The organism is Pseudomonas sp. Emmai (assembly GCF_055179735.1).
On sequence record NZ_CM143685.1, the window covers coordinates 3,039,717 to 3,061,358 of the forward strand.

General features: G+C 62.2%; 25 protein-coding genes. 12 read left to right on the forward strand and 13 right to left on the reverse strand.

From position 1 onward, the window contains the following. The first annotated feature begins 87 nt into the window (after positions 1 to 87). The 3 genes from ACY4LX_RS13935 (at position 88) to ACY4LX_RS13945 (ending at position 2,557) form a co-directional block, all read left to right on the forward strand. On the forward strand, positions 88 to 621 hold the full coding sequence (locus ACY4LX_RS13935) for a chalcone isomerase family protein (RefSeq protein ID WP_463260249.1): 534 nt from the start codon (positions 88 to 90) through the stop codon (positions 619 to 621). A gap of 10 nt (positions 622 to 631) precedes the next feature. Then, positions 632 to 1,162: a DUF3833 domain-containing protein gene (locus ACY4LX_RS13940; RefSeq protein WP_463260250.1), complete on the forward strand. Its 531-nt coding sequence runs from the start codon at positions 632 to 634 to the stop codon at positions 1,160 to 1,162. Positions 1,163 to 1,234: 72 nt separating this feature from the next. Continuing rightward, positions 1,235 to 2,557, forward strand: a complete 1,323-nt coding sequence (locus tag ACY4LX_RS13945; protein WP_463260251.1) for an Nramp family divalent metal transporter — start codon at positions 1,235 to 1,237, stop codon at positions 2,555 to 2,557. A gap of 37 nt (positions 2,558 to 2,594) precedes the next feature. Here the strand turns inward: ACY4LX_RS13945 and ACY4LX_RS13950 are convergent, their stop codons facing one another. Next, on the reverse strand, positions 2,595 to 3,488 hold the full coding sequence (locus tag ACY4LX_RS13950; protein ID WP_463260252.1) for a LysR family transcriptional regulator: 894 nt from the start codon (positions 3,486 to 3,488) through the stop codon (positions 2,595 to 2,597). Positions 3,489 to 3,601: 113 nt separating this feature from the next. On the opposite strand from ACY4LX_RS13950, the gene ACY4LX_RS13955 reads away from it, so the two are divergent. Further along, positions 3,602 to 4,204, forward strand: a complete 603-nt coding sequence (locus ACY4LX_RS13955; RefSeq protein WP_463260253.1) for an NADPH-dependent F420 reductase — start codon at positions 3,602 to 3,604, stop codon at positions 4,202 to 4,204. 127 nt (positions 4,205 to 4,331) lie between these two features. On the opposite strand, the gene ACY4LX_RS13960 is transcribed toward ACY4LX_RS13955, so the two are convergent. From ACY4LX_RS13960 to ACY4LX_RS13970, 3 genes are read right to left on the reverse strand one after another with little or no spacing between them, the layout of a single operon-like run. Further along, entirely contained in the window at positions 4,332 to 5,513 is a 1,182-nt protein-coding gene (locus ACY4LX_RS13960) for an acetyl-CoA C-acetyltransferase (protein ID WP_463260254.1), read from the reverse strand. Positions 5,514 to 5,524: 11 nt separating this feature from the next. Beyond that, a complete protein-coding gene (locus ACY4LX_RS13965; RefSeq protein WP_149658614.1) occupies positions 5,525 to 6,190 on the reverse strand; it encodes a CoA transferase subunit B in 666 nt (221 codons plus the stop codon). A 37-nt stretch (positions 6,191 to 6,227) separates the two neighbouring features. Next, on the reverse strand, positions 6,228 to 6,926 hold the full coding sequence (locus ACY4LX_RS13970) for a CoA transferase subunit A (protein WP_149658613.1): 699 nt from the start codon (positions 6,924 to 6,926) through the stop codon (positions 6,228 to 6,230). Positions 6,927 to 7,168: 242 nt separating this feature from the next. On the opposite strand from ACY4LX_RS13970, the gene ACY4LX_RS13975 reads away from it, so the two are divergent. Then, the gene (locus ACY4LX_RS13975) at positions 7,169 to 8,068 is read left to right on the forward strand and encodes a LysR family transcriptional regulator (RefSeq protein ID WP_149658612.1); all 900 of its coding nucleotides are present in this window, start codon (positions 7,169 to 7,171) and stop codon (positions 8,066 to 8,068) included. A 132-nt stretch (positions 8,069 to 8,200) separates the two neighbouring features. Here the strand turns inward: ACY4LX_RS13975 and ACY4LX_RS13980 are convergent, their stop codons facing one another. Next, the gene (locus ACY4LX_RS13980) at positions 8,201 to 9,043 is read right to left on the reverse strand and encodes an NAD-dependent protein deacetylase (RefSeq protein ID WP_463260255.1); all 843 of its coding nucleotides are present in this window, start codon (positions 9,041 to 9,043) and stop codon (positions 8,201 to 8,203) included. 125 nt (positions 9,044 to 9,168) lie between these two features. Further along, the gene (locus ACY4LX_RS13985; protein ID WP_133835896.1) at positions 9,169 to 10,215 is read right to left on the reverse strand and encodes a class I SAM-dependent methyltransferase; all 1,047 of its coding nucleotides are present in this window, start codon (positions 10,213 to 10,215) and stop codon (positions 9,169 to 9,171) included. A gap of 420 nt (positions 10,216 to 10,635) precedes the next feature. On the opposite strand from ACY4LX_RS13985, the gene ACY4LX_RS13990 reads away from it, so the two are divergent. Then, complete coding sequence (locus tag ACY4LX_RS13990) at positions 10,636 to 11,475, forward strand: HvfB family MNIO-type RiPP peptide maturase (RefSeq protein ID WP_463260256.1); 840 nt, start codon at positions 10,636 to 10,638, stop codon at positions 11,473 to 11,475. Beyond that, positions 11,468 to 12,217: an HvfC family RiPP maturation protein gene (locus ACY4LX_RS13995; RefSeq protein ID WP_463260257.1), complete on the forward strand. Its 750-nt coding sequence runs from the start codon at positions 11,468 to 11,470 to the stop codon at positions 12,215 to 12,217. The genes ACY4LX_RS13990 and ACY4LX_RS13995 overlap by 8 nt, the downstream gene beginning before the upstream one ends. Positions 12,218 to 12,462: 245 nt before the next feature. Here the strand turns inward: ACY4LX_RS13995 and ACY4LX_RS14000 are convergent, their stop codons facing one another. Both ACY4LX_RS14000 and ACY4LX_RS14005 read right to left on the reverse strand, forming a co-directional pair. Then, positions 12,463 to 13,761 (reverse strand): ATP-binding protein, encoded by a 1,299-nt coding sequence (locus ACY4LX_RS14000; protein ID WP_463260258.1) that lies wholly within the window; start codon positions 13,759 to 13,761, stop codon positions 12,463 to 12,465. Continuing rightward, on the reverse strand, positions 13,758 to 14,498 hold the full coding sequence (locus ACY4LX_RS14005) for a response regulator (protein ID WP_463260259.1): 741 nt from the start codon (positions 14,496 to 14,498) through the stop codon (positions 13,758 to 13,760). The genes ACY4LX_RS14000 and ACY4LX_RS14005 overlap by 4 nt, the downstream gene beginning before the upstream one ends. Positions 14,499 to 14,794: 296 nt before the next feature. Here ACY4LX_RS14005 and ACY4LX_RS14010 point away from each other — a divergent pair, with 296 nt between their 5' ends. The 3 genes from ACY4LX_RS14010 (at position 14,795) to ACY4LX_RS14020 (ending at position 16,680) form a co-directional block, all read left to right on the forward strand. Continuing rightward, the gene (locus tag ACY4LX_RS14010) at positions 14,795 to 15,058 is read left to right on the forward strand and encodes a DUF2790 domain-containing protein (RefSeq protein ID WP_463260260.1); all 264 of its coding nucleotides are present in this window, start codon (positions 14,795 to 14,797) and stop codon (positions 15,056 to 15,058) included. A 39-nt stretch (positions 15,059 to 15,097) separates the two neighbouring features. After that, the gene (locus tag ACY4LX_RS14015) at positions 15,098 to 15,304 is read left to right on the forward strand and encodes a hypothetical protein (protein WP_463260261.1); all 207 of its coding nucleotides are present in this window, start codon (positions 15,098 to 15,100) and stop codon (positions 15,302 to 15,304) included. A gap of 164 nt (positions 15,305 to 15,468) precedes the next feature. Next, positions 15,469 to 16,680, forward strand: coding sequence for a cytochrome c biogenesis protein DipZ (locus ACY4LX_RS14020; protein ID WP_463260262.1), 1,212 nt, complete (start codon positions 15,469 to 15,471; stop codon positions 16,678 to 16,680). Between the two features lie 17 nt (positions 16,681 to 16,697). On the opposite strand, the gene ACY4LX_RS14025 is transcribed toward ACY4LX_RS14020, so the two are convergent. Continuing rightward, the gene (locus ACY4LX_RS14025) at positions 16,698 to 17,156 is read right to left on the reverse strand and encodes a GNAT family N-acetyltransferase (RefSeq protein WP_463260263.1); all 459 of its coding nucleotides are present in this window, start codon (positions 17,154 to 17,156) and stop codon (positions 16,698 to 16,700) included. Positions 17,157 to 17,197: 41 nt separating this feature from the next. Further along, positions 17,198 to 18,187: an AraC family transcriptional regulator gene (locus tag ACY4LX_RS14030; RefSeq protein ID WP_463260264.1), complete on the reverse strand. Its 990-nt coding sequence runs from the start codon at positions 18,185 to 18,187 to the stop codon at positions 17,198 to 17,200. Between the two features lie 182 nt (positions 18,188 to 18,369). On the opposite strand from ACY4LX_RS14030, the gene ACY4LX_RS14035 reads away from it, so the two are divergent. Both ACY4LX_RS14035 and ACY4LX_RS14040 read left to right on the forward strand, forming a co-directional pair. Next, positions 18,370 to 18,639 carry a DUF4242 domain-containing protein gene (locus ACY4LX_RS14035; protein ID WP_149662162.1) on the forward strand — a complete coding sequence of 90 codons (270 nt, stop codon included), beginning with the start codon at positions 18,370 to 18,372 and terminating at the stop codon, positions 18,637 to 18,639. A 51-nt stretch (positions 18,640 to 18,690) separates the two neighbouring features. Further along, positions 18,691 to 19,503 (forward strand): class I SAM-dependent methyltransferase, encoded by an 813-nt coding sequence (locus ACY4LX_RS14040; protein ID WP_463260265.1) that lies wholly within the window; start codon positions 18,691 to 18,693, stop codon positions 19,501 to 19,503. 102 nt (positions 19,504 to 19,605) lie between these two features. Here the strand turns inward: ACY4LX_RS14040 and ACY4LX_RS14045 are convergent, their stop codons facing one another. The 3 genes from ACY4LX_RS14045 to pcsA form a co-directional block, all read right to left on the reverse strand. Further along, complete coding sequence (locus ACY4LX_RS14045) at positions 19,606 to 20,058, reverse strand: GNAT family acetyltransferase (RefSeq protein ID WP_463260266.1); 453 nt, start codon at positions 20,056 to 20,058, stop codon at positions 19,606 to 19,608. A gap of 167 nt (positions 20,059 to 20,225) precedes the next feature. Next, positions 20,226 to 20,612, reverse strand: coding sequence for a DUF488 domain-containing protein (locus tag ACY4LX_RS14050; RefSeq protein ID WP_149662165.1), 387 nt, complete (start codon positions 20,610 to 20,612; stop codon positions 20,226 to 20,228). Positions 20,613 to 20,618: 6 nt separating this feature from the next. After that, complete coding sequence (pcsA, locus tag ACY4LX_RS14055) at positions 20,619 to 21,341, reverse strand: phosphatidylcholine synthase (RefSeq protein ID WP_133835912.1); 723 nt, start codon at positions 21,339 to 21,341, stop codon at positions 20,619 to 20,621. Positions 21,342 to 21,642 lie beyond the last annotated feature (301 nt).

Below are 21,642 nucleotides of genomic sequence, written 5' to 3' on the forward strand. Positions count from 1 at the left end.
TATACAAAACCATCGCCTTTAAAAATTGTACAGAAAAGACTTTTGCGTATAAGTTTTAAGGAAGTCTTCAGCGCTTACCGAGCCGCCATGAACAGATCACGATCACGCTTTCGTCACTGCCTCTGGCTACTCGTTGTGCTCGGCAGCCACGCGGTGGCCAATTGGCAAGATGCGCTGCCCGGCGCGCAGATCGTAGGCGCCGGGGAGTTTCGGGTGTTCGGTTTTGATGTCTACAACGCTCGACTCTGGAGTGCCGTGCGGCCCATGGCGACGGATCAGCCGTTTGCCCTGGAGCTGATCTACCAGCGCAGCATTTCCCGAGACGATCTGGTGAAGGCCAGCGTCGATGAGATCAAGCGCTTGTCCGGCGCCTCGGTCAGCGCCGAGCAACTGGCCGGCTGGCAGACTCAGATGCAACAGTCGTTTGTCGACGTCCAGGCCGGCACCCGCATCACCGGGGTGTATTTGCCGGGGCAGGGCGCGCGGTTTTTTGTCGGCCAGCACCTGCAGCACGAAGTGAAAGACCCGCAATTCGCCCGCGCTTTCTTCGACATCTGGCTCGACCCGCGCACCCGTAATCCCGAGTTGCGCGAGCAATTATTGGGTACCGCCAAGCCCTGAGGACGTCGTCATGCTGAAGAAGTTGTTGCTGGTGTTGTTCGTGTGTCTGGCCGGTTGCGGCGGCGTCGATGTGCAGCGCTACAGCGAGCAAAACCCCAAGCTCGATTTGCCGGGGTTCTTTGTCGGTCGGGTAGACGGTTGGGGGATGTTCCAGAAGCGTTCGGGGGAGGTGGTCAAGCGCTTTCATGTGCTGATCGACAGCCGCATGGATGGGCCCAATCTGATCATGCACGAGGCCTTCACCTACAGCGACGGTACGAAACAGACGCGGGTCTGGACCCTGCACCCGGACGGTCCTGGCCATTGGCGCGGTACGGCGGGCGATGTGGTTGGCGAATCCAGCGGTGAAGTGGCCGGCAACGCGCTGCACTGGCGCTACATACTCAGTCTGCCGGTGGACGAAAAGGTCTATCAGGTGCACTTCGATGACTGGATGTACCTGCTCGACGAAAACACCATGGCTAACCGTTCGGCGATGACCAAATTCGGCTTTGAACTGGGTCAGGTGACGCTATTCTTCCGCCGCCACGGCGCCGAGTAGGCGCTGCGTGTATAGCCTGTGAAGGTGCGAACCGTCTAAGCTGCGCCTTTCCAATTGTTTCTGGATGTTTGCGTGAACTTCAGTTTTTTGCCCAAACTCGCCACGGCGCCGTTTTGTCCGCCGGAAGTGGCTGGCAGTGTTGCGGTCGATCCGGGCGCTTCGTTCTTCAAGCGCCTGCTGCGTTTTGCCGGCCCCGGTTTGCTGGTGTCGATCGGCTACATGGACCCCGGCAACTGGGCCACCGCCATCGAGGCCGGGTCGCGGTTTGGCTACAGCTTGCTGTTTGTCGTGCTGCTGGCGAGCCTGGCCGGGATGGTGGTGCAGTGTCTGTGTTCGCGGCTGGGCATCGCCACCGGGCGTGACCTGGCGCAATTGTCCCGGGAGCGCTACAGCACCCGCACCGCGCGCACCCAATGGGTGCTGGCGGAAATCTCGATCATCGCCACCGATCTGGCCGAAGTGCTCGGCTGCGCCCTGGCGTTCCATTTGCTGCTGGGCTGCTCGCTGACCTTCGGCATCGCCCTGACTGCCTTCGACACGCTGTTGGTGCTGGCCTTGCAGAACCGTGGGTTCCGCCGCCTGGAAGCGATCATGCTGGTGCTGGTCGGCACCATCGGCGCGTGTTTTTTTGTCGAACTGCTGCTGATCAAACCCTACTGGCCGGACGTCGCCCGTGGTTTCACCCCATCGCTGGCGGCCATTGGCGACGCCGCGCCGCTGTACATCGCCATCGGCATTCTCGGGGCCACGGTGATGCCACATAACTTGTACCTGCACACCTCGATTGTACAAACCCGGCTGATCGGCAAGGACCTGGCCAGCAAGCAGGACGCGGTCAAACTGGCGCGCATCGACACCATTGGCTCCCTGGCCCTGGCGCTGCTGGTCAACGCGGCGATCCTGATCCTGGCGGCGGCCGCGTTCCACAGCACCGGGCACAGCGATGTGGTGGACATCCAGGACGCCTATCACCTGCTTGATCCGCTGGTGGGCGGGGCCTTGGCCAGCGTGTTGTTCGGCGTCGCGCTGCTGGCCTCGGGGCAGAGTTCGACCTTTACCGGCACCATCGCCGGCCAGGTGATCATGGAGGGTTACCTGAACCTGCGGATTCCTTGCTATCAACGGCGCTTGATCACCCGTGGGCTGGCGCTGATCCCGGCGTTCATCGGCGTATGGCTGATGGGCGACAATGCGATTGGCAAGTTGTTGGTGATGAGTCAGGTGGTGCTGAGCCTGCAATTGCCGTTTGCGCTGTACCCGTTGATCAGCATGACCAATGACCGGAAGTTGATGGGGCCGTTTGTGAACCGGTTGCCGACGCGGGTATTGGCGTGGGGGTTGTTTACGGTGATCAGTGCGGCGAATGCGTGGTTGATTTTGCAGTTGGTGGTTTGACCCAGATCATTCCCACGCGGAGCGTGGGAATGATCGGTCAGCCACCGAACGCGTCCATCACAAAATCAATAAACACTCGGGTCTTGGCCGGCATCAACGTGCGGCTCGGGTAGTACAGCGAGATCGGCCCCGCATCCGCTTTCCAGTCCGGCAGCAGGCGCACCAGCTCACCGCGCTGGAGCTGCGTGACCACATCGGGCAGCACCAGCAGCGTCACGCCCAGGCCGAGCAGGGCCGCCTCGCGCATGGCCGCCGGGTCATTGAGCACGATGTTTTCGTGCAACGTGGCGCTCGCCTCATGGCCCGCACTATCGCGCATGACCCACTGACGAACCCGCCCGGTACGCATGCCGCGCATCACGATGCCGGTGTGCTCCAGCAAGTCCGCCGGGCTGGCGGGCAGGGCGCGTCCGGCCAGATAAGCCGGCGACGCGACGGCGACGATATCGGCCGCCGCCAACGTCCGGGCGATGATCCCCGGCGTCAATTCGAAACCACCACCGATGGCCGCGTCATACCCTTCTGCAATTAAATCCACCTGGCGATTTTCGAAGTGCCACTCCGGCCGGATCAACGGATAACGCGCCAGGAACGCCGGCAGCAACGGCAGCACATGACCGATGCCAAACGTCGGCGCCAGGCTGACCTTGAGCACACCCGCCGGCTCGCCGCGATCACTGCTCACCGCACTGATCGCCGCCTGCAAGCCCTGCAAATTGCTGCTGATACTCGCCAGAAATCCTTCCCCTGCCTCGGTCAGGGACAGCTTGCGCGTCGAGCGCTGGAACAGCCGCACCCCGAGATTGCGCTCCAGCATTGCCACGTTGCGACTGACCGCAGCCGGCGTCAGCGCCAGTAATCGCGCGGCGGCGGAAAAGCTGCCGGTTTCGGCGCTGCGGACAAAGGATTCGAGATTGGCGAGGGTTTCCATGGCGGGTACCTGATAGCAATGCTTGAAGATCATTCAAATCATTACCGGCTAATCAGGACCTAATGGCAAGCGCAGTATTCACTCCAACCACAACCCACTTGGAGTGAATAACCATGAGCACTATCGGAATCATCGGCGCCGGCGCCATCGGCTCAGCCTTCGCCCGGGCCCTGTCCCGTCAAGGGATTGAATTGGTCATCGCCAACAGCCGTGGGCCGCAAACCCTGACGGCGCTGGTGGACGAACTCGGGCCGACCGCCCGTGCCGGCACCCGTGAAGAAGCGGCGGCGCAGGACATTGTGCTGGTGGCGGTCAACTGGTCGAAATTGCCCACGGCGTTGGCGGGTCTGCCGGATTTCGCCGGGCGGATCGTTCTTGATGCCAACAATTCGATTGAGGCGCCCGCGTTCAAAGCGGTGGATTTGCAGGGCCGTACCTCCAGCGAAGTCTTCGCCGAATGGGTGCCGGGCGCGCGGGTGGTGAAGGCGTTCAATCACCTGGCGGCGCGGTTGCTGGAGAGTGATCCGGCGGCGGAGGGGGGCAAGCGCGTGCTGTTTTTCTCGGGTGATGATGCCGAGGCGAAAGGGCAGGTCAGCGCGCTGATCGAACAGTTGGGATTTTTTGCCGTTGATCTTGGCGCGTTGAGTGTTGGCGCGCGGTTGGCGCAGTTCCCGGGCGGGCCGTTGCCGACGTTGAACCTGGTGAAGTTTGGCTAACGGACCACGCAATGATCGTTCCCACGCTCTGCGTGGGAATGCCTCAACGGACGCTCTGCGTCCGCTTTGGGACGCGGAGCGTCCCGGGCTGCATTCCTTTGCTGCGCGTGGGAACGATCGTGTGGGGTTAAGCCCGTTCGATCGCCAGTGCCACGCCTTGACCACCACCGATGCACAGGGTGGCGAGGCCTTTCTTGGCGTCGCGCTTGATCATTTCATGCAGCAAGGTCACCAGCACCCGGCAACCCGAGGCACCGATCGGATGGCCCAGGGCAATGGCGCCGCCGTTGACGTTGACCTTGTCCAGGTCCCATTCCAGGTCCTTGGCCACGGCCAGGGATTGCGCGGCGAAGGCTTCGTTGGCTTCGATCAGGTCCAGTTGGTCGATGGACCAGCCGGCCTTGTTCAGGCAGCGGCGAGTGGCGGATACCGGGCCGATGCCCATGATCGCCGGGTCGACGCCCGCGTTGGCGTACGCAGCGATGGTCGCCAAAACCGGCAGGCCCAGGGCCTTGGCTTTTTCGGCGCTCATCAGGATCACCGCAGCCGCGCCGTCGTTCAGCGACGAAGCGTTACCGGCAGTCACCGAACCGTCCTTCATGAAGGCCGGTTTCAGTTTGCCCAAGGACTCGGCGGTGGTGCCGGCCCGTGGTTGTTCGTCGGTGGCGAAGGACAGTGGATCGCCTTTGCGCTGGGGGATCAGGATCGGCGTGATCTCATCGACAAAACGCCCGGCTTCGATGGCGGCGGTGGCTTTCTGCTGCGAGGCGGCGGCGAACGCATCTTGCTGCTCGCGCGTCAGGCTGTACTTCTCGGCCAGGTTCTCGGCGGTGATGCCCATGTGGTAATCGTTGAACGCATCCCACAGGCCATCGCTGATCATGGTGTCGACGATTTGTGCGTGCCCCATGCGCAAACCGGTGCGCGCGCCGGGCATCACGTAGTTGGACAGGCTCATGTTTTCCTGGCCGCCGGCGATGATCACGTCGGCATCGCCGCAGCGAATCGCCTGGGTCGCCAGGTGCAGGGCCTTGAGGCCCGAACCGCAGACTTTGTTCAGGGTCATGGCCGGCACGGTGAACGGCAGGCCAGCCTTGATCGCCGACTGGCGCGCAGGGTTCTGCCCGGCGCCGGCGGTCAGTACCTGGCCCATGATCACTTCATCGACCTGCGCCGGGTCGAGCCCGGTTTGTGCCAGCAACTGACGGATCACCGCAGCGCCCAGGTCAACGGCGGACACACCGGCCAACGCACCCTGGAAACTGCCAATGGCGGTACGGGTGGCGGCAACAATAACGACGTCTTGCATGGAATGATTCCTCACTGGGCAGCGAACTGCATTTCCGGCACATGGTCCGGCACGATCAGCTTGCCGGCGGTCTTGGCGACAATTTCTTCGACGCTCACTCCCGGCGCGCGTTCTTTGAGAATGAACGCGCCGTCCTTAATTTCGAGGTAGGCGAGGTCGGTCAGCACACGCTTGATGCACCCGGCGCCGGTCAGCGGCAGGCTGCATTTGGACAGGAGCTTGGACTCACCGTCCTTGGACGCGTGGGTCATGATCACGATGATGTTGTCTGCGCCTGCCACGAGGTCCATGGCGCCGCCCATGCCCTTGACCAGTTTGCCGGGGATCATCCACGAGGCGATGTTGCCCTCGACGTCCACTTCAAAGGCGCCGAGCACGGTCAGGTCGACGTGACCGCCACGGATCATCGCGAAGGATTCGGCCGAGGAAAAAATCGACGCGCCGATCCGCGCGGTCACGGTTTGCTTGCCGGCGTTGATCATGTCGGCATCGATGGTGTCTTCCGTAGGAAACGGTCCCATGCCCAGCAGGCCGTTTTCCGACTGCAGCATGACTTCCATGCCTTCGGGGATGTAGTTGGCAACCAGGGTCGGGATGCCGATGCCCAGGTTCACGTAGTAGCCGTCCTGCATTTCGCGGGCGACGCGTTGAGCCATTTGTTCGCGGGAAAGTGCCATTGTTGTTATTCCTTCATTCGGTCCGGGGGGCAGGGGATCACTTACGCACGGTGCGCTGTTCGATGCGCTTCTCGAACGTGCCGCAAATGATCCGGTCGACGTAGATGCCAGGGGTGTGGATCTGCGACGGGTCCAGCTCGCCGGGTTCAACGATTTCTTCGACTTCGACCACGGTGATCTTGCCGGCGGTGGCGGCCAGCGGATTGAAGTTCTGGGCGGTGTGGCGATAGATGACGTTGCCGAAGTGGTCGGCTTTCCAGCCTTTGACGATGGCGAAGTCACCGGTGATGGACTCTTCCATCAGGTACTTGCGACCGTGGAATTCGCGCACTTCCTTGCCTTCGGCGACCGGGGTGCCGACGCCAGTGGCGGTGAAGAAGGCCGGGATGCCGGCACCGCCTGCGCGCATTTTTTCGGCGAGGGTGCCTTGTGGGGTCAGGTCGACTTCGATGGCGCCGCTGAGCAGTTGCTCTTCGAACATCTTGTTCTCGCCCACATACGAAGCGACAACCTTGCGAATCTGCCGGTCTTCCAGCAGCACGCCGAGGCCGAAACCGTCGACGCCGCAGTTGTTGGAAACCACGGTGAGCTCGCGGGTGCCTTTGCGCTTGATCTCGGCGATAAGGTTTTCCGGGATGCCGCACAGGCCGAAGCCGCCGGCGATCACGGTCATGCCGTCTTCAAGACCTGCAAGGGCTTCCTCGTAGGAACTCACACGCTTGTCGAAACCTGCCATATGCACCTCTTTTATTCTTTATGGGCGGCTGGCTAGCCGTAGTGGGAATGAGTGTCGCGCCGGGCGATTCATTTGTTAAGTTGATTTTTAAGGTTGATTGATAGATAAAACTCACCAATCACACTTGTAGGAGCAAAGCGTGCTCGCGATGACATTCTTGAGGACGCCATCGCGGGCAAGCCATGCTCCTACAGCCTTCTTGCAGCTTAAAGCCTGCAGCTTACAACTGGAGCGAAGCGAGCATGACCGTCAAGCAAATCCGCGCCTTCCTGGCCGTGGCCCAGAGCCTGAGCTTTGCCGTGGCCTGCGAGCGCTTGCACCTGTCGCAATCGGCACTGAGCCTGACCATCAAGGCCCTGGAAGAAGGCCTGGGCGGGCGTCTGTTCAGCCGCAACACGCGCAACGTTGCGCTGACCCCGGAGGGCGAATCCCTGGTGCCACTGGCCCGCCGGTTGATCGCCGATTGGGATAACGCCGAAGACGAACTGCGCCAGCGTTTTACCCTGCAACGCGGGCGCGTGACCGTGGCGGCGATGCCATCGTTTGCCGGCAACCTGCTGCCGCCGATCCTCAAGACCTTCCGCGCGCGTTACCCGAAAGTCAACGTCACGGTGAACGACGTGATCAACGAGCAGGTGCTGGAAATGGTCCGGGATCGGCAAGTCGAGCTTGGGGTTTCGTTTGAGCCGGCGCATAGCACGTCGCTGGAGTTCACGCCGTTGTACATCGACCGCTTTGTCGCGGTGGTGCCCCATGACTCGGCGCTGGCGAAACGGGATGAGATCGACTGGCAGACCTTGTTGCAGGAACCGTTTATCACCTTGCAACGACCGTCCACGGTGCGGGTGATGCTCGAAGAACACTTGCAGGCCCGGGGCATGAAGTTACCGGTAGAGTTTGAAAGCCATCAACTGGCGACGGTCGGGCGGATGGTCGCCAGTGGCTTGGGCGTGAGCGCGGTGCCAGCGTTGTGCAAGCAGCAAATGCAGGAGTCGGGTGCGCACTGCATCACCTTGCGCGACCCGATAGTGGAACGGGCGATTGGTGTGCTGACCAAACCGGGGCATGAACTGTCGGCGGCGGCACAGGCGTTGTTTGATATTTTCAAAGAAGCCAACCTCGCACAGCGCCTCATGCCCTGAGCGCGGAACACGCCCTCCACGTGATCGTTCCCACGCTCCGCGTGGGAATGCATCCCGTGACGCTCTGCGTCACATCCGGAAGCGGAACGCGGAGCGTCCCCGTCGGCATTCCCACGCGGAGCGTGGGAACGATCATTGGGTTAGGCGTTGTGTCAGCAGGGGTAATAGTTGTTCGCAGGACCCCTCAATCTTCATATCCAGAATGTCATCCGCCCGGGTCTTGCCCAGATTGATCGCAATCAACGGTTTCCCCTGATCCACCACCGCCCGACACAACCTGAACGCCGAATACGCCATCAGCGACGACCCCACCACCAACAACCCCGCCGCTTGCTCAACCGCCGCCATGGCCTTGGCCGCCGTCACCTGCGCGACGTTCTCGCCAAAAAACACCACGTCCGGTTTCATCCGCTGCTCGCCACAATGCGGGCAATGCGGCACCTGAAACCGCGCTTCAAATGCCGGGTCCAGCAGGGTATCGCCATCCGGCGCCTGGACCGCATCGACGCCCGCGAGGTAGGGGTTTTGTGCTTCCATCAGCTGTTGAATGGCATCGCGTTCACTGCGCCGGCCACAATCCAGGCACAGCACCCGGTGCAGGCTGCCGTGGAGTTCGATCACGTCGTGGCTGCCGGCCTGGTCGTGCAGGGTGTCGACGTTCTGCGTGATCAGCCCGCCGATCTGCCGCGAGCTCTGCAAACTGGCCAACGCTTCATGGGCCGCGTTCGGACTGGCCAGACGCACCCGCGGCCAACCGAGCATCGCCCGGGCCCAGTAGCGACGGCGGGATTCGGGGGCAGCGAGGAATTCCTGATACATCATCGGTTGCCGGCCACGGCGCACGCCCTGGTTGTCGCGGTAGTCCGGAATGCCTGACGGGGTGCTGATGCCCGCGCCCGTCAGGACCGCGAACGGCTGGTCGGCCATTAACTGCTGAAGACGGTCGAGTTGTTCGCGGATGGGGCTGTCGAGCATGTTCAACACTCCGGGTGGGCCTTGAGTGTTTGCAGGGTAGCATTTGCCGATCACCCTGTAGGAGCAAGGCTTGCCCGCGATGGCGATATCAAGAACGCCATCGCGGGCAAGCCTTGCTCCTACAATTATTTCCGCGCTTCAAGAATCAGGTTGAACGGCGTTTCCGTCGCCCGGCGGAAATGCTTGAACCCCGCTTCGGTAAACACCTTGCGCAGCCGCGCTTCACCGGCCTGGGCCCCGAGCCCGAGGCCGACTTCCTGGGAAAGGGAGTTGGGCGTGCAGATGAACGTCGACGCGGCATAGAACAGGCGTCCCACCGGGGTGACATTGTCGTCGAGGGAATCGTTGGCGTAAGGCTCCACCAGCAGCACCGTGCCGTCCGGTTTCAGCGAATCGTAGGCATGCCGTGCCGCCCCCACCGGGTCGCCCATGTCGTGCAGGCAGTCGAAATAGCACACCAGGTCATAGTCGGTGCCGGGGTAGCTTTTCGCCGTGCCCTGGAAGAACCGCGCCCGCCCGGACACCCCGCCGGCCTCGGCGCGCTGGGTGGCCACGGTGACGGAGGGCGCGTGGTAGTCGAAGCCCACAAAGCGCGAATCCGGGAATGCCTGGGCCATGATCACCGTGGAGGCGCCATGGCCGCAGCCGATGTCCGCCACTTTGGCGCCGCTCTCCAGTTTGGCCACCACGCCTTCCAGCGCCGGCAACCATTCGGCCACCAGATGCGCCTTGTAGCCGGGGCGAAAGAAGCGTTCGGTGCCGCTGAACATGCACGGGTGGTGATCGCCCCAAGGCAGGGCGCCATTGCCGCGAAAAGCGCTGATCAGCTTGTCCTTGTCATGGAAAAACGACGCGACCACGCCGATGCCGCCGGCGATGTACACCGGCGAGTCTTCAATGGCCAAGGCCAGGGCTTGCTCTTCGGGCAGGCGGAACTGGCCGTCCTGGTGCTCCATGTACCCGGAGGCGGCGTGGGCGCTGAGCCATTCGCGCAGCAGGCGAGGGTGGCAACCGGTCTTTTCGGCGAGGGTGTCGGGGCTGATCGGCTGGCTGTCGGCCATGGCCCGGTACAAGCCAAGCTCTTCGCCGAGAATGACATTGGCCAGCATCGCCGCGCCGCCCATGTCGTTGACCAGTTGGCCCATGAATTCGTTAAGTCTGGCCTCGTCCATCACGTGTGCTCCTGTGGCAGGATCACGGTCCAGAGGCAATGTGGGTCGAGGCGTGCGCCGCTGGGCGGTGGTCGTGGGAATGAACAGGACGCTGACCACGTCCTGCGTGGGTTAAGTTTAGTCCCGCCCCCGGGCACTGAGGTTTGGGGCGACGAAAGCCACATGGCCAACCTATGTAGGAGCGAGGCTTGCCCGCGAAGGCGGTGTGTCAGCCGACAAGGATATTGCCTGGTACACCGTCTTCGCGGGCAAGCCTCGCTCCTACACGGGTTTTGTGTGGGTGGGCGTTGTGTATCGCAGTGTGTACGGTGCGGCGGCTGATACATACACTGTCGATTTCTGCAAAAACCGAACACAGCCCCGATACACCGCTTCGATTAACTCGACTCTCATTTATCCACACAGAATGGGATCGACATCATGCGAACCTCTGATTTACCAACGAAGGCCAGCGTCGGCCTCGGCCTGCGTCGCGGTCTGATGAAAGACCTCCAGGCTGCCCCGGCCGGCAATTTCGACTTTCTGGAAGTCGCTCCGGAAAACTGGATCGGCATCGGCGGTGCCCATGGCGCGGCGTTGCGGGCGTTGGCCGAGCGTTATCCGTTGTCCTGTCACGGTTTGTCCCTGTCGTTGGGTGGGTCGGCGCCGCTGGATGTCGGGTTTTTGCAGGAAGTGCGGGTTTTTCTCGATCACTACAAGGTGCCGCTGTACAGCGAACACCTGAGTTATTGCAGCGATGACGGGCATCTTTATGACCTGCTTCCACTGCCGTTTACCGAAGAAGCGGTGAAGCACGTCGCCACGCGTATCCGTCAGTCCCAGGACATTCTTGGTCGGCGGCTGGCGGTGGAAAACGTCTCCTATTACGCCGCGCCCCGGCAGGACATGGACGAACTGACCTTCACCAACGCCGTGTTGCGCGAGGCGGATTGCGACTTGTTGCTGGACGTCAACAATGTGTATGTGAACTCGATCAACCACGGCGTTGATCCGCAGGTGTTTCTGGCCGGGATCGATGCCGGGCGCGTGGTGGCGATGCACGTCGCCGGGCATTTCGATGAGTCCGATACCTTGAAAATCGACACCCACGGTGCCTCGGTGAAACCGGTGGTCTGGTCGTTGCTGGCCGAGGCTTACGCCCGCTTCGGCGCGCAACCGACGCTGCTGGAACGGGACTTCAACTTCCCGGTGTTTTCGGAACTGGTGGCCGAGTTGCAGACCATTCGCCGCTTGCAAGGTGTGGAGGTGAAGCGTGGATAAATCTTCGCTGCATCAGCAACAGGATGCCTTGACCCGATACCTGCGCGATCCCGAGCACTGCGCGTTGCCGGCCGGGATGGACGCTGCGCGAGTGCAGGTTTATCGGGATCTGGTGTTCAACAATCTGTCGTTGTTGCTCAGCGGGACTTTCCCGGTGCTGGTAAAGATTCTGGGGAATGAAGAGTGGCGCGCGCTGGTGCGGATCTTCCTGCGGGACTACCGCGCACAGACGCCTAAATTTGGCGAGATCGCCCAGGAGTTTGTCGCGTTTCTGGCGTCTGAGCCGCCAGGGTTGAGCGACGGGGATTGGCCGCCGTTCATGGTCGAACTCGCGCATTACGAGTGGGTCGAGATGGCGCTGCAACAGTCTGACGACGCGCCGTTGCCGATGAGCGACGCGGGGTTGTTGCTGGAGCGGCCATTGCAGGTTTCGCCACTGGCCTGGCCGTTGGCGTATGCCTGGCCGGTGCAGCTGCTGGGGCCGGATTATCGGCCTGGTGCGGCGCCGGATCAGCCGACGTTGCTGCTGGTTCGGCGGACAGAAGACTGGAGCATCAAGTTCTCTGAGTTGAGTCCTCTGGCGTGGCGGTTGTTGCAGCGGATCGGCGAGTTTCCCGAGCTGGACGGGCGTGCGCAGCTGGAAGGACTGGCGGTGGAGGCGGGGGCTGCGGGGTCGAGCGAGTTCATGGACAACGGTTTGGCGTTGTTGCGGCAGATGCAGGTTGAAGGTGTATTAGCCTGATCGTTCCCACGCGCAGCAAAGGAATGCCTCAACGGACGCTCCGCGTTCGGCTCGGGAAGGGACGCGGAGCGTCCCGGGCTGCATTCCCACGCGGAGCGTGGGAACGATCATCAATAGCCCTTGTAGGAGCGAGGCTTGCCCGCGAAGGCGGTGTGTCAGTCGACGAAGATGTTGCCTGACACGCCGCCTTCGCGGGCAAGCCTCGCTCCTACAGGGGGCGGTGTCGGTGGCAGATTCTGGGAGGGTTACGCTGGCAACTTGAGCTCTGCGCACAGGCCACCGCCTTCACGGTTGCTCAAGGTCAACGATCCCCCGATCGCCAATGCCAGCTGCTGCGCAATCGCCAGTCCTAACCCGGTGCCGCCGGTACTGCGGTTACGCGAGTTTTCCACGCGATAAAACGGCTCCATCACCTGGGCCAATTCCTCTTCGGCAATCCCCGGCCCACGGTCCATGACCTTCACCGACAAACCGCCATCGGTTTTTGCTTCGACCTGCAACTCCGCAGCCCCGGCGAATTTCAGGGCGTTGTCGGTCAGGTTCACCAGCACCCGGCGCAGGGCGTGGGGGCGGGTGTCGATCACGGCGGCGCTTTTGCCGCTCAGTTGCACGTCCTTGCCCATGTCCTGGTAGTCGAACACCAGGCTGTCGAGGAACGAATCCAGGTCGGTGCGTCGGCTCTCTTCGGTGGCGCCGTGGATGCTGCGGGCATAGGCCACGCCTTCGCGCACCAGGTGCTCCATCTCGCTCAAATCGTTCCAGAGTTTGTCCTTCTCACTGGAATCGTCCATGAATTCGGCCCGCAGTTTCATGCGAGTGATCGGGGTCTGCAGGTCGTGGGAAATCGCCGCCAGCAGCTGCATGCGTTCTTTCAAATAAGCGGCAATCCGCGCCTGCATGGCATTGAACGCCATGGCGGCGTGGGCGACTTCAGTCGGGCCTTTTTCGTCCAGGTGCACGGCGTGGGTGTTGGGGTCCAGGGTTTCCACCGCCGTGGCGAGGCGGGTGAGGGGGCGGATCGCAATCCGCACAGCCAGCCAGGTGCAGGCGAGCATCAGCGCCAGTTGCCCCAGCAGCACGATCGGCAGCCACGGCGACAATGGCACCATGGCCGGCCGCACATCGATGGTCACCGGGCTGCCGTCCGCCAGTTTCAGGTGCACCTGGAAGTGTTTCTGCGGGCCGGGGATGTCGGTCACCGTCATCGGGTAATCCTTGCCGATGGCGTTTTTGATCGAGGTCACCGCGATGGGCGTATCGCGCATGGCCGTACCGGGTGAACCCTCGTCCAGCAGATAACGGTAATTGCGCCGCTCCAGTTGCTTCAACCAGCCCGCCCGTTCTTCGGCCGGCAAGCGGTCGAGGATGGCGATGGAGGTCGAGACGTCAGTCTCCAAGTTACCGAGCATGGTGTTTTTCGCGCTTTCGTAACGCTCGTAATACTGCGCGCCGAAGGACAGCGCCTGCGCGAGGATCAGGCCGATCAGAAAGATCAGCGACAGCCGTGAGGCGAGGGTGCGCGGCCAGCGCAAGGCGAGATTCATGCGGGCGCTCCCTGGACTTCGACCGGCAGGGAAAACACATAACCCTCGCTGCGCACGGTCTTGATATAGGCCGGCTCCCGGGCATCGTCGAGCAGGCGCTGACGCAAACGGCTCACCAGCAAATCAATGGAGCGGTCGAACAGATCGGCGTCGCGGCCCTGGGTCAGGTTCAGCAACTGATCGCGATTGAGCACCCGTTGCGGATGATCGAGAAACACCCGCAGCAAGCGGTATTCCGCACCGCTGAGGGCGACCAGGGTGCCGTCGCTGTCGAGCAGGTGGCGAGCCGAAGTGTCCAGGCGCCAGTGCCCGAAGGCCAGCAGACGCCCGCTTTCCGTGACCACCAGATTCGGCGGCAGCATCCGCGTGCGGCGCAGGACGGCGTTGATCCGCGCCAGCAATTCGCGGGCGGCGAACGGCTTGACCAGGTAATCGTCGGCGCCCATCTCCAGGCCGATGATGCGGTCGGTTTCGTCGTTGCGGGCGGTGAGCATCAGCACCGGCGTGGCCTTGTGTTTGCCGGCGCGCAACTCGCGGCAGAGCATCAGCCCATCGTCGCCGGGCATCATGATGTCGAGCACGATCAGGTCCACCGGCGTGGATTCCAGAAACGATCGCATCTGCCGGCCATCCGCGACGACGGTGGTGCGCAGGCCATTCTTCTTCAGGTAATTGCCGACCAACTCCCGAATCTCGCGGTCGTCGTCGACGATGAGAATGTGATCGACATGTTCCATGGGGCCAAACCTCTAACAGTGGGGGATGTCGCGCAGTCTATCGAGCCTTGGCCCGTTCGCCCGCTGCCCTTTGTATTGCAGTGTATCTGGCCTGTCGACGGATACACGCAGACGCAAAAACGTGATTTTTTCGGGGTTTTGTATCGCTGTGTATCCGGCGGCGGCTTTGATACGTAACGAGTGACTCAGGGGTTTTCCCGACACAGACGGGATACCTCGCAGGCTTCTAATAGGTTCCATCGAGGCACACCAACCCGCCTCGAACCACCCAACATTGAAGCCTTGAGGACACCGCCATGAACACCAAAGCCATTTACGCCGCCTGCCTGTTTGCCGCCCTGAACATCTGCACCTTTTCGGCCCGCGCCGAAGCCGATGTGACCCCGAAAACCTACACCTACGGCACCCATCTGGACATCCAGAAAGTCGTGTCGCTGACACAGGACGCCGCACCTTCCTGCGGGATTGTGAATGCCCGGCTGACCTACCTCGATTCCCAGGGCAAGACCCAGGCGCTGGACTACAGCAAGTTTTCCGATGACTGCCACGACGGTAACTGAGCCGCTCGCTCAATCCCACTTTGAAACAGGAAGACCTTCATGAACAACGTGACTCGTTACTTGACCGCTGTTGCCTTCTCCGTCGCCGGCGCCGCAGCCCATGCCAATGCGGCGGTTGAGAAGAACGCCTGTGGCAGTGCCACTTGTTTTCAGCTGACACCCCTGGAGAAGAGCGCTGCGGCGCTGGCGGAGAACGGCGCCAGCCGCACGCCCCAGGGGCAGTGGCTGGAGCGCCAGACGGTTTGACTGCGGATCCCCGTGCGCCCCAACCCCCTGTAGGAGCGAAGCTTGCTCGCGAAGAGGCCGGCACATCCAACATCAATGTCGCCTGACACACCGCTTTCGCGAGCAAGCTTCGCTCCTACAGGGATCGTGTGGTTTTCGTTTATCACCTTTTCAGGAATTCCCCCATGTTTCTCATCGCATTCCTGGGCGGCATTTTGACCGTCCTCAGCCCCTGCATCCTGCCGGTCGTGCCGTTCCTGTTTGCCGGCGTCGAGCGCAGCCGCTCTTCAATCCTGCTGACCCTCGGCGGCATGGTCCTGACCTTCGCCCTGATCTCCAGCCTGGCCGTGGTCAGCAGCGAATGGGTGGTGCAGGCCAACAACACCGGTCGCCATGTGGCGCTGTTCGTGATGGTGCTGTTTGCCCTGTCGCTGATTTCCGCCCGCATCGGCGGCTGGCTGGCGCGGCCGTTCGTGTTGCTGGGCAATCGCCTCGACCCGAATACCCGCAAAATGTCCGGCCCGCTCAGCTCGCTGATGATCGGCGTGGCCACCGGTTTGCTCTGGGCGCCGTGCGCCGGGCCGATCCTCGGCGTGATCCTCACTGGCGCCATGCTGCAAGGTGCCAATGCGCAAACCAGCCTGTTGCTGGTGGCGTACGGCCTGGGCAGCGCTTTGTCCCTGGGCACGTTGATCTTCGCCGGTCGCGGCTTGGTCAATCGCTTGAAAGCGTCGATCCCGGTCACTGGTTGGTTGCGCCGTGGCGCAGGTGTTGCCGTGCTGGCGGCGGCCGCTGTGATCTCCACTGGCGCCGACAAAACCCTGCTGGCCGGCACCTCGTCCGAAGGCGTGAGTAGTCTTGAGAAAGGCGTGCTGGAAACCGTGCCAAAGGTGGTCGACTACTTCGTGAGCAAGGTCAAGGCCGACACCTCCATGGACAACGCCAAAGGCGCCATGTCCTCGCTCAACGGCGCGGTGGAGTGGCTGAACTCGCCGGCCCTGACCAGCGAATCGCTGAAAGGCAAAGTGGTGCTGATCGACTTCTGGACCTACGACTGCATCAACTGCCAGCACACCTTGCCGTACGTGAAGGACTGGGCGAAGAAATACGAGAAGGACGGCCTGGTGGTGATCGGCGTGCACACCCCGGAATACGGCTTTGAACGCATCATCGATAACGTCAAGGATCAGGTGAAGAAACTCGGCATCACCTACCCGGTGGCCATCGACAACAACTACGCGATTTGGCGCAACTTCGACAACCAGTACTGGCCCGCCCACTACCTGATCGACGCCAAGGGCCAGGTGCGTTACACCCACTTTGGCGAGGGTCGCTATGACACTCAGGAACAGATGATCCAGCAGTTGCTGCAAGAGGCCAAGGCGCCCGCGGCGTAACCCTTCAAATCAATGGCTCACAGGTCTCGCACCATGAGCCATTGTTGTTGGTCCCAGGCCTGGAAATTCTCCAGCAGCGTCCAGCCACGTTTGGCGTAGTAGTCGTGCTTGTCCTGGGTGTGCAGGTACATGCGCGCCACCCCCTTGGCTTTCGCCTCAGCGCAAATCCCTTCGATCAAGCGTTCCGCCAGGCCTTGGCCCCGGGCGTCCGGGTCGACGAAGACACACGCCAGCCATGGCCCCAGATCCGGTCGATGGGCCAGATCGGCCCTGGCCAGCGCCGCACCGCCCAACAGTTGATCCCCCTCCAGGGCAATCAGGCATTGCCAGTCGCCATTGCCTTGACCGTCAGCAAACTCCCGCTGCCAATCGGCCAGGGGCTGCGAGGCGTATTCGTAATGGAATTTGCGATGAATCCACCCGGCGAAGGTGTCGCTGTGGTGCGGGTGATGGGCGAGCCAGTCCAGGCGGGGCATGAGTGAATCCTTTCGTAGAGGGTGCGCCATAAGAGCCGATTTCAGGGCGGACAGGCAATCCCGGGTTTTGCATCCACCTCGGCCTGATGTCGTCGCCATGCCGCTGGCGGTGCCCCGAACTCGCGGCGAAAGGCGCGGCTGAACGCGGTGTCGGTCTGATAACCGACTTCCTCGGCAATCCGCGCCAATGAGGTGTTGCTGCGGCGTAACAGGTTGGCGGCCAGCAACATCCGCCATTGGGTCAGGTACTGCATCGGCGAGCTGCCCACCAATTGCTGGAAACGCTCGGCGAGGACCGATCTTGAGGTGCAGGCGGTGCGCGCCAGTTCTTCCAGGGTCCAGCAATGACCGGGGTTCTTGTGCAGGGCGTTGAGGGCGCCGCCGACAATCCGATCGCCGACGCCCGCCAGCCAACCGGTGCGACCTTCGGCGTGTTCGTTCATGTACAGGCGCAACACCTCGATAAACAGCACCTCGGCCAGTTTCGCCAGCACGCCTTCGCCGCCAGGCCTTGGCGATCGCGCTTCGGCCAGGGCGTAGCGCACCGATGATTCGAGCCACATCCCGGCATTCGAACCGCGCACATTGACCCGGATCACCGCCGGCAACCCCGTCAGCAGCATGCCCGCCAGCCGCGTATCGCACGCCAGGTAACCGCAGACCAGACGCGTGACCGCGCCGCCACCGCCATAGCTCAATTGCCGCGGACGCCGCGCCAGCACCACGTCCAGCCGCGCACCGCTGGCCGGTCGAATGCCCGGCGTCGAGCACATGCGATGGGCATCGCCCTGGGGGAACACCACCACGTCGCCGGCGTTCAGCAGCAGCGGCGGATCATTGCCCAACTCGACGTAACACTCGCCTTCGGTAATCAGATGGAAGATCACCACCCGCTCGGCGCCGGGCTCCAGAAACGGGGCGGCGGTATCGGCACTCGGCGACTGATAGCACCAGGGCGCGGTGAACCGGGCATTGATGAAAATCGCGCCAACCAGGTGGACCACACGCAGGGTTTGCGAGAGGGCGTCCATGGTGATTTCTCGTGGGGACGGATGCCGTTAAGTGTGAGCCCGTCGCCGCGCGGCGTGAAACCTCCGGACGATCGGGCAAGGTTGGCCGACGATCGGGCAGGACGCCGGCCCGCGTCAGCGCGATATTGGATGCACGGGGTCACTGCCGGCCCTGTACCGATAACAAGAAAAGAGAGGTTGCCATGCCGAAGTACGTCATCGAACGGGAAATTCCGGGTGCCGGAGCACTGTCGGATCGGGATCTGAAAGCCATCTCGCAAAAGTCCTGCCGGGTCTTGCGCGATATACCTGAGGTGCAATGGCTGCAGAGTTACGTCACCGGCGACAAGATCTATTGCGTGTACATCGCGCCGAACGAAGAACTCATCCGGGAACATGCCAGGCAGGGCGGTTTTCCGGCCAACAGCGTTTCACAGGTCATGAACATCATTGATCCCACCACGGCGGAGTAGTTTTCCGTCAGCGCCTGGACTGTGTTTCAACCCGCGAGGGAGCCACACTTCATGAGTACACCCATTGATCTTACTGCCCTGAAAAACCGTCAGATGGCCGCCTGGGCCAGTGGCGATTACGCCGTGATCGGCACCACTTTGCAGATTGTCGGCGAGCAACTGGCCGAAGCCTGCGACCTGCTGTGCGACGAACAGGTGCTGGACGTCGCCGCCGGCAACGGCAATGTCACGCTGGCGGCGGCCCGTCGCGGCTGTAACGTCACCTCCACCGACTATGTCGCGGCGCTGCTCGAACGCGGTGAAGACCGCGCCAGGGCCGAAAGGCTGGAGGTGATTTTCCAGGTGGCGGACGCCGAAGCGCTGCCGTTCGAGGATGCGAGTTACGACGCCGTACTCTCGACGTTCGGCGTGATGTTCGCGCCGGACCAGGCCAAGGCCGCCGCCGAACTGGCGCGGGTCGTTCGCCCCGGTGGGCGCATCGGCCTGGCCAACTGGACGCCGGAAGGCTTTGTCGGCCAGATGTTCAAGACCCTTGGCCGCCACCTGCCACCACCGCCCGGCGCCCAACCGCCATTGAACTGGGGCAATGAAGCCTGGTTGCACACCCACTTCGATGACCACGACTTTCTTACCCAGGTGACACGCCGGACCTTCAACTTCCGCTACCGCTCGGCCGCGCACTTCATCGACACCTTCCGCAGCTGGTATGGACCGGTGCACAAGGCGTTCGCGGCGCTGCCGGTCGACGGCGCCATGGCGCTGGAAAGGGACTTCACCGAGTTGCTGAACCGGATGAATCGGGCGGGCGAGGGGACGCTGGTGGTGCCGAGTGAATACCTGGAGGTGGTGATCACCCGGCGTTAACGTCAACGTAGGAGCTGGCGAAGGCTGCGATCTTTTGATCTTTTTTGGATGCGTTGAAGATCAAGAGCAAAAGATCGTAGCGTTCGCCAGCTCCGGGGGCAGTCAGTTTCTGAGAGGTGTGGCCACCGGGATGTTCGCTTCCACCTGCTTGCCCATGCTGATGCGCGGCTCCACCGCGTAGCCCAGCGACTCATAGAAACTCCTCACGCTTTCATTGGCGCTGACGATCTGCAGATTGATCTTCATGCAGCCGCGAGCCGTCAGCGCCTGTTCGGCGTGACGCACCAACCGGGCGCCCAGCCCTTGCCTGCGCTGTGCCGGATGCACCGCCACCGAATACAGCCAGCCCCGATGACCGTCGTATCCCGCCAGCACTGTGCCGACGACCCTGTCGTTCGCCAGCGCCACAAAAAACAACCCGTCAGCGATGGCTAGTTTCTTGTCGATCACCAGGCTTGGGGTGTTGTGCGCGGTTTCGTAGCCGAACGCGGTTTCCCAGAGTTCGATGACCGAGGTGCGGTGGTGTTCGTTGGTGTAAGCGACAATCTGCGTCATGGTCAGTCCTTTGAATGAGAGGGCAGACGCTATCGTCATGGGCGATGTTCTGTCCACTTCCCTGTAGGAGCAAAGCTTGCTCGCGATGGCGTCCTCGCAGTCACTTTGATGTAACTGTGCCGACGCTATCGCGAGCAAGCTTTGCTCCTACGGGGAAGGGGGGTGAATCAGGTGATTTGGGCGCCCCGGGCTTGCAGCAACTCGCGCAGGACCGAGCGGTGGCAATGCGCCTCATCCTCGCAGTAGCACCCCACCGCCAGTGCCGTTTGATGGGACAGCGCCGCCAGCAAATCCAGCAGGTGACTGGGCGCGGGCTGGTTCATTTCGGTCTTGAACTTGCGCTTGAAGGTGTCCCAGGCCTTGGCGTCTTGCGCCGCCTGGGCTTGGGCAACCAGTTCCGGACTGGGGGACAGCAAGGGCTGCCAGACATCATAAAAATCACGACTGGCAAACTCGGCTTTCGGCACACCGCGAGGCGGGCGGCGTACCGTGCCGATGCGCAGGCCTTCATCGGGCATGCGCGGTGAGCCGAGCCTGACGATGCTAATGGCCATGGACGGTTACTTGTGCCGTGAGCTGTCGAACCACTCCATTGCCGTGCGCCAGATGCAGATGCCCAGGAAGTACGCCGACATCAGCAGCCACAGCCCCATCACCATCGGGTTGATCACCGGGTGATTGACCACCAGCGACAGACTGCACAGCAGCCAGATGGCCGTGACGGCGATGTTGATTGGCATGAACTTGCGCACGCGGAACGGGTGCAGGAACTTCATGCGGGTCACGGTCAGCAGCGCCAGGCCGATGACGGTGAGCAGCGTCACCCATGGCGACGGGCCGATGATGTACAGGCACAACGCGACCACGTTCCACGCGGCAGGGAAGCCTTGGAAGTAGTTGTCCTTGCTTTTCATGTTGACGTTGCAAAAGCAGAACAGCGACGAGACCAGGATCAGCGACACGGTCAGTAGCAGCGTGTAGTCCGGCAACGGAATGTAGCGATAGATGAACAGCGCTGGGATGAACACGTAGGTCAGGTAGTCGATGACCAGGTCGAGGATCGAGCCGTCGAAACTCGGCAGCACCGATTGCACGTTGACCTTGCGTGCCAGTGCACCGTCGAGGCCGTCGACGATCAGCGCCACGCCCAGCCACAGCAGGCAATGGGTGGCCTGGTTTTCCAGCAGGGCGAGGGTGGCCAGGAAGGCCGTGACCACGCCAGTCGCGGTAAAGCCGTGGGCGCCCCATGCTTTGAGCCTGGCAATGTGTAAGGTCGATATCACGGGGGCGTTCTCCAAAAAGTGAAGCAAGCCAGTCAGCACCCTTCTATTGGGGGCGTCGGCAAACCGGGTCGGGTTGCAGGTATCGACCGGGAATCCGGGGATAAGGTTCACCACCTATGAATCTTAGCTGTGCTGTGGGAAAAAAACCCCGGTTAAATCTGCATGGCTGAAGACTTGATGAAGACGCGGCTGACACCTCACACCTGTGGCGAGGGGGCTTGCCCCCGTTCGGCGGCGAAGCCGTCGTGAATCCAGGCAATGTGGTGGCGCTGAAGGAATACGGGGGCAAGCCCCCTCGCCA